This window comes from Levilactobacillus sp. LN180102 (assembly GCF_050106635.1).
Lineage (GTDB): Bacteria > Bacillota > Bacilli > Lactobacillales > Lactobacillaceae > Levilactobacillus > Levilactobacillus brevis.
This window is the reverse complement of the sequence record NZ_JBNIIX010000007.1, coordinates 13,115-27,240: the sequence shown is the minus strand read 5'-3', so window position 1 is coordinate 27,240 and position 14,126 is coordinate 13,115. Positions and strand designations below refer to the sequence as shown.

General features: G+C 44.1%; 9 protein-coding genes and 1 pseudogene. 8 read left to right on the top strand and 2 right to left on the bottom strand.

What is annotated here, in order from left to right:
* Position 1: 1 nt before the first annotated feature.
* The 5 genes from ACP4IT_RS05680 to ACP4IT_RS05660 all read left to right on the top strand — a co-directional run bounded on the left by ACP4IT_RS05680 (position 2) and on the right by ACP4IT_RS05660 (position 7,136).
* On the top strand, positions 2-1,465 hold the full coding sequence (locus tag ACP4IT_RS05680) for a UDP-glucose--hexose-1-phosphate uridylyltransferase (RefSeq protein WP_011668583.1): 1,464 nt from the start codon (positions 2-4) through the stop codon (positions 1,463-1,465).
* A gap of 22 nt (positions 1,466-1,487) precedes the next feature.
* Positions 1,488-2,498 (top strand): LacI family DNA-binding transcriptional regulator, encoded by a 1,011-nt coding sequence (locus ACP4IT_RS05675; protein ID WP_011668582.1) that lies wholly within the window; start codon positions 1,488-1,490, stop codon positions 2,496-2,498.
* A 1,029-nt stretch (positions 2,499-3,527) separates the two neighbouring features.
* A complete protein-coding gene (locus tag ACP4IT_RS05670) occupies positions 3,528-3,713 on the top strand; it encodes a hypothetical protein (RefSeq protein WP_011668580.1) in 186 nt (61 codons plus the stop codon).
* Between the two features lie 486 nt (positions 3,714-4,199).
* Positions 4,200-6,449, top strand: a complete 2,250-nt coding sequence (gene nrdJ / locus ACP4IT_RS05665) for a ribonucleoside-triphosphate reductase, adenosylcobalamin-dependent (RefSeq protein ID WP_011668579.1) — start codon at positions 4,200-4,202, stop codon at positions 6,447-6,449.
* Between the two features lie 153 nt (positions 6,450-6,602).
* Entirely contained in the window at positions 6,603-7,136 is a 534-nt protein-coding gene (locus tag ACP4IT_RS05660) for a cob(I)yrinic acid a,c-diamide adenosyltransferase (RefSeq protein WP_011668578.1), read from the top strand.
* 101 nt (positions 7,137-7,237) lie between these two features.
* On the opposite strand, the pseudogene ACP4IT_RS05655 reads toward ACP4IT_RS05660, so the two are convergent.
* A pseudogene (locus tag ACP4IT_RS05655) lies at positions 7,238-7,501 on the bottom strand (M13-type metalloendopeptidase); the annotation flags it as partial.
* A gap of 258 nt (positions 7,502-7,759) precedes the next feature.
* Between ACP4IT_RS05655 and ACP4IT_RS05650 the strand changes: the two are divergent.
* Genes ACP4IT_RS05650 through ACP4IT_RS05640 form a run of 3 tightly spaced genes read left to right on the top strand, consistent with a single transcriptional unit; the run spans position 7,760 to position 11,551 of the window.
* Positions 7,760-10,273, top strand: coding sequence for a hypothetical protein (locus tag ACP4IT_RS05650; RefSeq protein ID WP_139560167.1), 2,514 nt, complete (start codon positions 7,760-7,762; stop codon positions 10,271-10,273).
* 12 nt (positions 10,274-10,285) lie between these two features.
* On the top strand, positions 10,286-11,179 hold the full coding sequence (locus ACP4IT_RS05645) for a hypothetical protein (RefSeq protein WP_426855265.1): 894 nt from the start codon (positions 10,286-10,288) through the stop codon (positions 11,177-11,179).
* 9 nt (positions 11,180-11,188) lie between these two features.
* Complete coding sequence (locus tag ACP4IT_RS05640) at positions 11,189-11,551, top strand: hypothetical protein (protein WP_011668575.1); 363 nt, start codon at positions 11,189-11,191, stop codon at positions 11,549-11,551.
* Positions 11,552-12,113: 562 nt separating this feature from the next.
* Here the strand turns inward: ACP4IT_RS05640 and ACP4IT_RS05635 are convergent.
* On the bottom strand, positions 12,114-14,069 hold the full coding sequence (locus ACP4IT_RS05635; protein ID WP_011668573.1) for a M13 family metallopeptidase: 1,956 nt from the start codon (positions 14,067-14,069) through the stop codon (positions 12,114-12,116).
* Positions 14,070-14,126: the final 57 nt, after the last annotated feature.

Sequence of the window (14,126 nt, the reverse complement as noted above, 5' to 3'; positions counted from 1 at the left end):
CATGACCCAAGATACCATTCAAACATTCATTGATCACATTGTTTCCTCGCCAGCGCCTTATACGGAGCTGGATCGGCAGTACGTGACGAATCGGATTCTAGCCTTGATTGGCGAGGGTTCCGTACCAACTGCTACGGCAAATGAACCGATTGATTTGGTTAATGCGTTAGTCCAAGCGGCCATTGACCACGGTCAAATTGAAGATGCACCTAGTCCTAAGGACATCTTAGAGGCGCAATTGATGGATTTGATGACGCCACTACCATCCGCGTTGAATCGTGGATTCTGGGATCGGTATCAACAAAGTCCTGGCGCGGCTACCGATTGGTTCTATCAACTCAGCCAGGTCAATAACTATATTAAGACCCGTAATATTGCAAAGAACGTGGTCTTTCCGGCTAAAACACCGGCTGGTGAATTGGAAATTACAATTAACTTGTCCAAACCAGAAAAAGACCCGAAGGCGATTGCGGCAGCGCTTACCCAGAAGAAGACTAGCTACCCGTTAGATCAGTTGTGTATGACAAACGAAGGCTATTTGGGTCGATTAGGTTACCCAGCCCGTAGCAATCACCGGATTGTTCGGATGATGCTCGGCGGTGAGACGTGGGGATTTCAATATTCGCCATACGCTTACTTCTCTGAGCACGCGATTTTCTTATCGCAGATTCATCGACCAATGGTGATTAATCAACATACCTTTACGAACTTATTGGAAATTGTGCGTCAGTTACCAACTTATTTTGTTGGTAGCAACGCGGATTTGCCAATCGTTGGCGGGTCCATGTTGACGCACGATCATTATCAGGGGGGAAAACATACCTTCCCGATGATGAAAGCGCCAATTGATCGGTCGATTGATTTAGGGATTGCCGGTGTGACGGCGGGGGTTGTTCAGTGGCCGATGACAGATATTCGGTTAACTGGAAGCCAACCAGAACCACTGATTACGGCAGCAACCAAAGTGCTTAACAGTTGGATTGATTATTCTGATGAGCAGGTGGATGTGCGGGCCTACACGGACGGTACGCGGCACCATACGATTACCCCAATTGCTTACCGTCAGGGCGACGATTACGTGCTTGACTTGGTTCTGCGGGATAACCAGACGTCCACCACTTATCCGGATGGAATCTTCCATCCGCATCAAGACGTTCAGCATATCAAAAAGGAAAATATCGGACTGATCGAAGTCATGGGACGGGCGATTTTACCAGCCCGCTTGAAGACGGAAATGGCCGAAGTGGAAAAGTATTTGTTAGATCAACCGAACCAGATGGCAGCGATGCATCAGGCTTGGGCTGATGACTTGAAACAGACCAATCACGTAACGGCTGAGAATGTCACCGCGATTGTGCATGAAGCGATTGGCAATGTCTTTGCACGTGTCTTGGCTGACGCCGGGGTCTTTAAGCGGACACCTGCTGGTCAAGCAGCGTTAGATAAATTCATTGCTCAGATTTAAGCAACATAGATGTTAGGAGGTGATGGTAATCGCAGCGACGTTAAAGGATATTGCGAGTGCAGTGGGTGTGTCCCTAGCGACAGTCTCACGGGTCTTAAACTATGATCGAACCTTGTCAGTGAGCGAGTCGACGCGAAAACAGATTTTTGAGGTTGCCGAGGAACTGAACTATACCAAGCTCAAACGCCACGCACTCGTGTCTACGAAGCCGTTAAAGATTGCCATCGTCCAATGGTATTCTAAGACCAAAGAGCTGGATGACTTGTACTACATGTCGATTCGGATGGGCTTGGAGAAACGGTGTGAGGCGCAGCGGTTTCAGGTGTCGCAGACGTTTCAAAATGACCTCAAGGCGATTGAGGACGATGTGGATGCCATTATTGCCATTGGTAAGTTCAGCAATCAACAGGTGACGACGATGGCGCAATTGACGCCGAACCTGGTGTTTGTGGATCAGGACCAACTCTGCCATGGATTTGACAGTGTGGTCACCGATTTCCGCTTTGCGGTCAACCAGGTCATTGAGTTCTTCATGCAACGGGGGCAAAAACAAATTGGCCTGTTGTATGGTACGGAATGGACGACGGATGGCCAATTGGAGGTCATCGATCCCCGGTACAAAGCCTTTCGGCAGGAAATGGAAGCCCGGCAGGCCTTTGATCCTAAGTTGGTCTTTGCGGGCGACTACACCAATCATTCGGGTTATCAGGAGATGCAAACGGCCATTGCCCAACTCGGCGATGATCTCCCGTCAGCGTTCTTCGTTAGCAATGACCCGATGGCTGCGGGGGCGTTGAAAGCCTTACATGAGAACGGTTTAGATGTCCCGGGTCGGGTGAACTTGTTTAGCTTCAATGACACAACCATTGCAAAGTATGTGTTCCCAGAGCTCAGCAGTGTGCATGTGCATACGGAGCTGTTGGGAGCAACGGCAGTGGATCTGGTCGAGAATCGAATTCAAAGTGGCCGGAAAACCCCACAATTGGTGACGGTTGGAACGGAACTCATGCTCCGGGAGAGCACGGGAAAGTAACTAGAACCGATTAGTTTATGAGAATTAACGCAAAAACGACACCCTTTCCTAGTTGGGAAGGGTGTCGTTTTTGTGTTAGTGACTATGGATATCATAATTTTCTTGATAATCGTTGTGATAACGTTCACTATAATTAAGCGGGGCACGATAGTCCTTAAGTTAAGGCAAAGGGGACTGATGAGAATGATAATAGGTATCTTAGGGTTAATTGTCGCATTGTGTTTGTTGTATATTGCGATTTCTGTACTGTTGGGCGTTTAAACTTGTGATTACGTATAGGTGTTCTGATTCATTGACTGGGTAAAGGATCTTCAATAAAAGCCTTTATGTTATAAGTCATCTGGCATACAATGGGCATACAGTTAAGCAACGGAGTAATTACCCGAAGCGAGGCTTAGCAAGTTAGTGCGACGCTACACCTTCTCAACCTGAATAAGCGGGGGTGAGAGTATTGCACGTATCAGCCACGCGGAAAGGTGGACCATAACGGCGATGCTGTTAGGGGTATCGGTTATGCTTAGGGCAATTGGTAAATTAGCGATTGATCTAGCAAAGGCATATCTGATATACAAAAAAGCCACTTCAATTAAGAAGTAGCTTTATCCATTTTTACCGCACCTGAACTTGCGAACTTGTGGGGGCTGTCGCAATCAGTCCTCACTTTTTATATATATAGAATAGCACGGGAGGCAATGGGATGCAATATATCGTGTCTAGACTCACGGACATACGGTGATCGTCCGACCGGACACCATCTTTTGTTTAGCAAGGTGGTTCATGTGACCAGCTCAACCTTGAGACACTTTAAAATAAAAAAGCCCACACAAGTGAGTGTAACGATTAAGATACACTTGATTGCAATGAGTCTTACGCTTGTTCATACATACAACTAGATATATTGGGAGATATTAGCATGAAGCTGGTAGATAAGAAACATATCACGATAAGTGTACGTCGGACAACCAGATGGGAGTTCTGGGAGTCCTTACTAGGGTTTGCAGTGATTGGGTTACTACTGTGGTGGTTAATATGACAGAAAAGAAGACCAATGAAACACAACTGAAAGCCAGTAGGAAGTGGGCCGAGAATCATAGAGAGCAGCGGCGCTATATTAGCTATAAAGCTACGGCAAAGCGTTCTATTAAGATAGCAAGTGATGAGGATCTGGCGACACTGGCACAACTGATTAAAGATAGACAAGATGAAAACCGGTAGATGACTATAATGATCATCTTTTTTAGTTGGATAAATCAACGCTGGATATTCAAAAGATCAAGCGTTGCAAAAGTAACTGCCACGGGTTGGCAATATCACCAGCTTGTGGCGATTTTTGATTTACGACGACTGCCCCAAGATATAGGGGGTGGTCACTGACTATACAACTGTTAATCCGCAGATGATTTATTTTTTTAAAACGAGCACGATATTTTTATAGCTAAATTGCGTCCGTCCAAGTTCATTTACTACCTAAGGTGTTCAATGTTGCTGGATGCTGTGGGTCGTGGCTCATAACGGATGGAAGAATCTGTCCAATTACAATTAACTGCCCAGTCAAAATCAGTTGCATTTTGAGGAGAATTTGTTATTAGCGGGTCTCATAAAAAAGTCTAGGGACAATTTGAAATAACTATATATTGTATTTTAATCAGGAATCGGCTACCATATATAGCATAGTCTTGAAGAACGGGAGAGATTCGCATGATGAACACAGCAACCCAAGCGTCCGTGAGCTTGACGCCAGAATTTATCGCAGCAACTGAAAAGGAAATTACGCCACATTGGGGTGAATTGGGTTGGGTGACTTACAAACGAACCTATGCCCGGTGGTTACCGGAGCAACAACGTAATGAAGAATGGCCGGAAACAGTGAAGCGGGTCGTTGAGGGAAATATTAATTTGGACCCCCGGTTACAGGCTGATACAGTGACTCCAGAGGTCTTGACTGAATTAACCACTGAAGCCCAGAACCTATTCCGGTTGATTTATGGCTTAGCTGCCACCCCTTCTGGTCGGAACTTGTGGATTTCAGGGACAGATTATCAACACCGCAATGGGGATGCCTTAAATAACTGCTGGTTCATCGCCGTTCGGCCGCAAGCGTATGGTGACAGCCATATCCTGCCGAGCTACCTGACACAAGATCAGGTGGCGGTTTCCATGCCGTTCTCCTTCATGTTTGATCAATTGATGAAGGGCGGCGGCGTTGGCTTTTCCGTGACGCCAAATAACGTGCACCAAATGCCAGTTGTGGATCAGACCGTTGATTTAACTATCGTTATTGACCCTGAGAGTGCGTCTTACGCGGACTCTGTCGCCTTGGGGGCGGTAAACCGGTCCGAATGGATGCATGACAATTCCTTAGCTGACGTGCGCTTCTATCGGCTCCCAGACACCCGCGAAGGTTGGGTCTTAGCCAATGCCAACATGATGGATGCCCACTTCAATTCAACGAATCCTGAGAAAAAGACAAAGGTTGTCTTAGACATTAGCGATATTCGGCCGAAGAACGCACCCATTCATGGGTTCGGTGGCACCGCTTCTGGTCCAATGCCTTTAGTTGAAATGTTGTTTGATATTAATCAGATTTTAAATAATGCCGTTGGTCGGCAATTAACCGCTGTGGACTGTACCGATATGGGGAATATGATTGGTAAAACGGTGGTTGCTGGTAACGTTCGCCGTTCGGCAGAATTGGCCTTAGGCGGCGCCGAAGATGATGCGTTCATTACGATGAAGCAGGATAAGGACCAGCTATACCATCACCGGTGGGCGTCTAATAACAGTGTGGCCGTTGACAGTGACTTCACGGACTATGCGCCGATTGCGGACTCTATTCAACACAATGGCGAGCCTGGTATTGTCAATCTGGGATTGTCACGTAACTACGGGCGCTTAATTGATGGTCGCCAAGAAGGTATCGATGAGGCTGTTGAAGGCACCAATCCTTGTGGTGAAATTTCGTTAAGTAATGGTGAGCCTTGCAACCTGTTTGAAGTCTTTCCGAGTGTGGCCGAAGAACAGGGCTGGCAGTTGGAAGACGCCTTTGGCTTGGGCGCCCGGTATACCAAACGGGTTACTTTTAGCCATTACGATTGGGAGGTCTCTCGTAAGGCTATTCAAAAGAATCGGCGGATTGGGGTCTCTATGTCTGGTATTCAAGATTGGATTTTAAAGACCTTTAAGCAACGGGTTGTGACGGGCTTTGAAGCTAAGCATGACGCCGAAACGGGTAAGACTTTTATGCAACCTATCTATAATCAAGCGGCGGTTAATCGTTTCAATGCGCTTTACCAAGCGGTTGTTAAAGCGGATCAGGATTACTCTGACACCCTTGGCTGTCAACCATCGATTAAGCACACAACGGTGAAGCCATCTGGGACGGTGGCCAAGCTTGCAGGTGTTTCCGAAGGGATGCACTTCCACTACGCCCGGTACCTGATTCAGCGAATTCGGTTCCAAGATAGTGATCCGTTGCTACCGGCTTTGAAGGCTAGTGGGTATAAAGTTGAACCCGATGTTTACAGTCAAAATACGATGTGTGTTGAATTTCCAGTTAAAGCGGCCCATGCAGATGAACCGGCCTTTGCTTCGGCCGGTGAGGTGTCCATGGCGGAACAGTTTGCAACGCAGGCGTTCTTACAGACATATTGGTCTGATAATGCAGTTAGTTGTACGGTAACGTTCCAACCCGAAGAGGGCCAAGATATTAGCGACTTGTTGTTACAATATCGGCATACGATTAAGTCAACGTCACTATTACCTTATAGTGGTGCTGATTTCAAGCAAGCACCTAAGGAACCAATTGATGCAGCAACTTATGACGCTAAATGCCAAGAAATTACTGCTGACGTGGCGGAGAAGTTTGCGGCAATGACTGGGAATCATGATCAAAAGGACATTGAATTAGTGGATCAATCTGACTGTGAGAGTGGTGCTTGCCCGATCCGTTAAAACTGACATTGACAACTAATATTTTAAATTGATGAGGCCCCTATAACCAACTGGTTGTAGGGGTTTTGCCTATAAATAATTTTAAAAACAAATGACGTTTTTGTCAGAATCAGGTATGATAAAGACACTTAACTAAAGAAGGTGGCTGGTAGTATGAAGATTTATACCCGGGTCGGTGATCAAGGGATGACCAAACAAATTAGTGGCAAGATGGTGGCGAAGACGGACGCTCAAATCGTGACGCTCGGCGATATCGATGAATTGCAGTCTTATCTTGGTGTGGTTGTAGCGAGCTTACAACCCACGCAAACGGCGATTGCAGAAGAATTGAGTGATATTCAACGCAAGCTCTATGAATTGCAGGCTGATATTAGTGTGAAACGACACCAGACTATGGTGCCCGCTGACACCGAATGGCTAGAGGGTAAGATTGATGAATACATGGCGGCAACCCCAGAGCTAAAAGAGTTCATCTTACCTGGTGGCTCGGCAGCTGGCGCACGATTACAGTACGCCCGGACAGTGGCACGGCGGGCAGAACGTTCGGCAGTGGCGCTCAATACGGAACAGACATTGGAACCAGCCATCATGACGTACCTCAATCGCTTATCCGATTACTTATTTGCTCTAGCACGTTACGTCAATCACCAAGACCACTATCAAGAAGTACCTAGCAAACGTAAATAACCCCCATGAATTTGAAAGGTAACGCAAATAGACTTCCCAGGAATCGTTAAGATTCTTGGGAAGTCTATTTAGTGTGGTTGCCAGTAACGATTGTGGCTAAATTACCAGATCTTCACCCGTTCATCAGGTGCCAAATACATGGCATCTTCTGGTTGAACGTTAAAGGTTGTGTAGAAGTCATCCAAGTTCTTGACCTGCACGTTGGCCCGTAATTTGGCTGGTGCGTGAACGTCAATGGACAACAGGAGTTGCATATATTCGGTGGTGGCTTTCATCCGCCAAACATTGGCCCAGTTAATAAAGAAGGCCCGTAAGTCGACGTCTGGTTCAGACTTAGCAGCTTCTAAGGCGCAGCTAAGCCCACCGCACATGACTCTTATGTTAACCAATATTAATTATGACTCTTCCACGTGCATGACTTAATTGAAGATAATTAATTACTTTTGTGCCTCTTTGAACTGATAAGTCTTATCATCTTGGCATTTAAAGAAGTTTGAAAAGATTGATAAAACGGAAAAATATTGTTTATTAGAAAATTTTATTGTTACATATCCTTAAAAGTGGTAATGTTTCATTTGTAATATAATTTACAAACTAATAAATATTTGGGGGCGCAGGAATAAATGAATGTAAGATATGAGCGTGCAAAGTATCTTGGCTTACTGGGAATATCGTTGTTTTCTTTTTCCCTTTTACAAAGTCAATCAACAACGGCACATGCTGCTACAAATAGTTTGGATCAAAGTTCGGTCGTTAGTGATGCTTCACAGGAAAAAACGTATACTGGCATTCCAAAGAGTAATACACTAAAAAGTGCTGACTCTAATGGACAAGTGAGTACTGAAAGTACGGGAACAGGGAGCTCTACTGGCATCGTTTCAGATGCTACTAAGGTCGAAAAATCAGTAACAGAAACAACCTCGGTTAACGATGCAACTGGTACTGATTCTTCGGATAATGTCACTAGCGGTACTAATTCAACGGGAGCGAATAACGACCAGACAGGTATTGCTGATCCAACTAAACCGACAGTAGCGGACCCTAAGAATCTGGTGGTGATTAAAAAGAACGATTCCACCGTACACTTGGATAATCAGTTAAAAATTAGTACGGATTCAGTGGCTAATATTAAGAAAGTTACCGCTTCTAACCCAGATAATTCGGCTTATAACGATACTACTAAGACCGTGACCATTACTGATCCAACGGCCACAGATATGGTTACTGCCGAGTATGGTGTCGTAGGAACCTATCAGGGAAAGAACGTCACAGCCAAAGTAACGGTGGGCAACTTAGTTAAACATACTGAGGATCATCCGGCACCAAGCAATTTACCAGCTAATGAGGTTCAAATTAAGTTTCATCCAGACTTTGGCGGCGGAATTGAAACCTATAACGTAGCGCAAGACGAAGTGACCATTGCCTTTTTCGATGAGCAAGGTAATCCAATTATCATCAATAAAGATGGTTATATCACGGTAGGCAGCTTAAATGGACCTAGTGTTAACACGATGGGGAACGAGTACGTTGACTATGACAATCCGAATACGTCAGTTTATATTACTGAGGACTCGGTCGTTCAGTATCAAGCTAACCCAGTTACCAATACCGGTGACGCCTACGTAGGGACCTCAAGTGATTTTACGGATAAATTAGGAGCACCAACGTCGGAAAATGGGGCTGTAACTTTCCAACTTGCTGGTAACTCGTTTACTTTCCTGAATGGTACAACTCGGTACACCCTAAAAAATAAGAATCACCATTGGTCTTACGCTTTAACGACCTTTAATTCAGCAACGGTCGCCCCAGCGCAGACACCTAAACCGGTTTTAAGTGTTGATAAGACTTCCGCTAAGGCGGGTGACGTCGTTAATTACCAGTTAGATCAGCAAGTAAATACTCTAGGTGAAGATACGCTATTGCGTTATCAATCTTGGATTCAAACAGTGACTTTACCGAGTGAAGTGACCTACCAACAGGCAAATTTATTAGACAGTAACGGAAATGTGATTAGCGATGCTTTAATTACATATGATTCCAAAACCCACCAAGTTAGCGTTACGCTTCCTAGTGATTACCTACAGAGTACGATGCCGCTAACTGGTGAAACGTACTCATTGAAAATTAAGACCAGAGTTAATGCGGGTGTCTCAAATGGAGAAAACGGTTCTGCATCCGGTGCCAGTACAATTGATAAAGCGGCTAATGTCAGCGATAACGTAGATACAGTATATGTGGCACCAATAACTGAAGTACCCAATGATACTAGTGATCCTTTAGCGCGCACACACACATTGACACTTAGACTTGTTAATCTAAGTACTGGAAAAGTCATTAGTGAACAAGTCTCAAAAAAGGATTATCAAAGTCAATACATTTTTCAAGTGCCAAACTTACAAAAAAGGGAACTTGTGGTTCTGTGGAACGATTTTAGTGAAAAACAATTAGTAGGGACCATGCCAGACCATGATCTAATGATCACTGTTCCCTATTCAGAATTGATTTATAAAGAGAAAAGATCAAAAGGGATTAGTGTTATATGGGCCTACGATGCAAGTGGCAAGACTCGGTTTTTGCAATTTACCCTTCCGGATGACAGCAATTTGGTAACATTTTATAAATTAAATATGTTGGATAATGGTGAGTATATTACTGAGCCCATGGTGAAATTTACATCTACTTCTAGTCAAAATCATAGTACAGGAAAAAAAGGTACATCGAAGAGCTTATTTAAGTTTTCTGATAATCAGAAAATCCAATTATGGAGTGATGGAACATCGAATGGTTTCTTTAGAAGCGACACTGGTAAGCTTTATTCCTATTCTTTTAGAGATGGAAAAATTGTTGTTAAGAGTATCAAGAACGCAGTAATATCTAAAAGTAATCGGCCGGCGAATGAGAAGCGAAAACTAGGTAAGAATGTTAAGGCAAAGGCCAATAAGCGTGAAAATTTGATTAATAATACGAGAGCAGTTGTGATTGGAGAAAACAAAAATAATCGCATTGTTGTAGTAAATGGCACGCGGGAATTACCACAAACAAACGAAAACAGTAACCTTATCGTTTCATTGATAGGACTGCTACTACTTCCAGTTTTTTTTCTAGGGAAATTAATAACAGAGCGTTTTATAAAATAAGGGGACTACGATATGAATAAAATATTGATTAAATGGGCGATATTAGTTGCAACTGTTTCGGGCGGTATCTCCACAGGTAACATGATTGGGAGAGCAGCCGCGACTCCTGACTATCAGGACTACTATGTGTCAACATATCAAGAGGGTGTTAATTCAAAAGTTATTAATAAACAAAAAGTAACTTTTACTATGTTTCAAAAACAATGTAATGAAGAATTTTCCCAAGTATATGTAAATTACCTGAAGGATGGTGGGGAGGAAAATTTTTCGCAATATATGAGGGATAATTATTATGGTCAGGATGATCCTGGAGCAAGTTCAAAACCGGCTTCAGTCACAACAGCAATTTCGGAGCCTACAGCTTCAAAATACTATCATTACAGAACAAAAGCAGTGCGGAAGGGATACCACATGAAGGCTGGAGATATACTGATTTGTCATAACACTAACAGTATGAAGAGTATCCCTGGGCACGCTGCAATCGTTAATTCATCAGGTTATATTATGGAAATGCCAGGCACTAAACATGTTGGTAAAAAAAAGAATGCTCGAATTGTAACAAAAAAGCATTTCTTTAAGCAACATTCAGGTGGAAGTGCGTATGTTATGGTGTATCGGATTATGCACCATCCACATATTGCAAAAAAGGCGGCAAGATATGCTTATTATAAAATGCTGAAGCACCATAATTCTGAATATAGCATTTTTAAGGGGGAACAATTGTATAAAAAGAGCCCAAGTTATTGTTCAAAGTATGTGTATTTGGCTTATGATTGGGGGGGAACTCGAAAGGCCATGAAACAATGGTGGGGAGGAGTTCATATAGTGTCGCCTTATGGATTAGTTGGGAACTTTAAGGGTTCCTATAAACCCACAGCAATTCATCGAGTAATTGCATATAAATAGGAGGATAATATGAATAAGAAGCGGACTATTGCTACATGGTTTAACGTCATACTTGGCCTTTTGGTACTATTCATTGCACTAGGGAATGGATTGGATATCTTAGGAAGCAACGGGGGGGCGGGAACGGGCCCTTGGGGAATAAAGTGGACTATTGTCAATGTTCAAGCATGGATAAATATATTATGGGGGATTTTAATTCTTATTAAACGTATTCCAAATTGGATTCTGTTAACATTAGGAATACTTGGAACGGCACTTTTTATATATTTTAATTTTTACATCAAGTATTTTTCTTGGATTCAAATTCTGTCCCTTGTGGTCATCTGTCTCTTTTTCGCATATGAGACTTACAAAGATTACGCCGTTAAATAATATTTGTATGAGAGTATTGAATGGGGAGCACTAATTAGGTGCTTTTTAAGGCAATGAGGAACCGGATTTAGCCTTGAACAAACAGTTATAGGAATGCTACAGCTACACTGCATCAAGCAGAGCGAGTGGGAGATTGACAATTATGAACGCTTTAAGCATATTTTACGTATTTGATTCAATATACGTCATTGTGAGCATATTAATTCTTCTTCTTTTGGTAGTGGGGGTCGCTTACGTTATTTGGAAATTATACCGTAAAATAAAGTGATTCTTTATCAAAAGAAGTTGAAAAACGATACGAATCCAGATCATGAAGTGTTTTAAAATTTCGTGATTGAATGTAGCACATTTTATCCTTGTTTTTTTGTGGAAATAAATGGGGCTGTGGCATAAGTCGCTATAACTAAGGCTGTCCAATGGGAACCTTTGGATTCTCATGGGACAGCCTTTTGATATAAAGGGTAAAAGAATAGGACGAGAAACCAAAATTCGGTTTCTCGTCCTATTTCACTATGCGAGGACTAGCTATGTCACAGCCTCATTTATATTGAACGTATTCTAATTACCAGATTTTCACCCGTTCATCAGGTGCCAAATACATGGCATCTTCTGGTTGAACGTTAAAGGTTGTGTAGAAGTCATCCAAGTTCTTGACCTGCACGTTGGCCCGCAGTTTGGCTGGTGCGTGAACGTCAATGGACAACAGGAGTTGCATATATTCGGTTGTAGCTTTCATCCGCCAAACATTGGCCCAGTTAATAAAGAAGGCGCGTAGGTCGACGTCTGGTTCAGACTTAGCAGCTTCTAAGGCGCAGCTAAGTCCACCGCCATCGGCAATGTTTTCGGAAACGGTGAGTTTACCATTGACCTTTTGTCCAGCAAAGTCGATGCCATCAAATTCCTTAATCATCGCTTGCGCGAGTTCTTGGAAGTGTTTCAAGTCCGCTTCGGTCCACCAGTTATTGATGTTCCCGAACTCGTCGAATTGAGAACCATTGTTATCAAAGGCATGGGAAATCTCATGCGCAATGACGGCGCCGATCCCACCATAATTAGCGCTACTTGATTGTTCCAAACTATAGAAGGGTGCTTGGAGAATCGCAGCCGGGAAGACAATTTCGTTATTTGACGGCGAGTAGTACGCATTAACCGTTTGAGCACTCATGTCCCACCGTTTACGATCAACGGGTTGACCCCAGTGACCAAAGTGGTTAGCGATAATGATTTCACTAATGGCCTGAAGATTATCAAAGAGCGATTTGTTCTCGTCAATCCTGAACTGGCTGTAGAGTGGATCGATTTCATCTGGGTAACCCACTTTAATCGTGAGCTTTTGCAGTTTAACGATGGCCTTATCACGTGTAGCGGCGCTCAACCAATCGTTGGTTTTCAAACGTTGTTGATAGACGCCAGCCATCTTCAAAACCATTTGGCGCACGTCAGCTTTAGCGGCCTCACCAAAGTATTTGCGGCCGTAGTAATCACCCACGACTTGACCAAAGGTGCCGGTTGCCAGGTAGTAAGCCGCCTTTTCGCGAGAGCGGGCCTGCTTTTGACCAGATAATGCCCGACCATAGGTGCCACCGACTTGGCGATACTCTTCGGTTAAAGCGCCGGTCGCATCATAAACTACCCCGACTAACATCCAACTCTTCAAGAGCTCAAAGTTCTCGGGAGTGAGCAAGTCATTAACGGCGTCAAAGTAGGTCGGTTGTGGCAAGATCACTTGCTTAGGGGTGTCGTGAAGTAGTTCCGTGATGGTTCCCGTCAAGTCGAGATGGTCAATCTTATTATCGACATCAGCTAACGGATAGGGATTGTACATCTTCACGTAATCAGCTGATTCTTCTGCTGATTTGACGTGTGGCGCAATCAAGGCATCGAATTGCTTGGCCTGGTCAACGATCTTGGCAGCAGTGGCTGCATCATAACCAGCTAGTTGTAGTAGCTTCGTGATTGTTTGGGTAAAGATTGGGAGGAGCTGTTTAGCTGCTTCGTTACCCGGTTCGTAGTACGTCTTGTCCGGTAGAATTAGGCTAGGGGCATCGACGTATAAAGCGTATTGACTGGTATCTTTCATATCTGGTTCAACACTAAGTTCTACTGGCGTACTCAGACCTAGTCGGTACCATTCAGCTAAATGGGCGTTCAAATCGTCGAAATCCTTTAACCCGGCTACTTTATCCAAAAATGGCTTGAGTGGCGCGGTGCCGTCTTGTTCGCGCTTAGCAAAGTTACGCGCTAACGTGTAGAGCTTTTTGAATTCAGCCATCTCAGGATTGGCTGGTGTGAGTTTGCCAGTTAAGAGGTCGGCAAAGTCAGCCATCAGCGTGTGTTCGATATTATCGACCAGATCCATGAAGCCCCCGGTAGAGGAATGGTCCCCGGGAATCTCAGCGTGTTCAGCCCATTGGCCGTTCACGGCATCGTAGAAATCTTGCGTGAGCTTGGTTTCGTCAACCGGATAGGTGGCTGCTCCACCGGCTGGTGTATCAGATGTAAAATGATTAAGTCGCATACTGAATCCTCCTCAAATTAGTGATTACCAACAGATTAACCCTTTCAGCGACAAAAG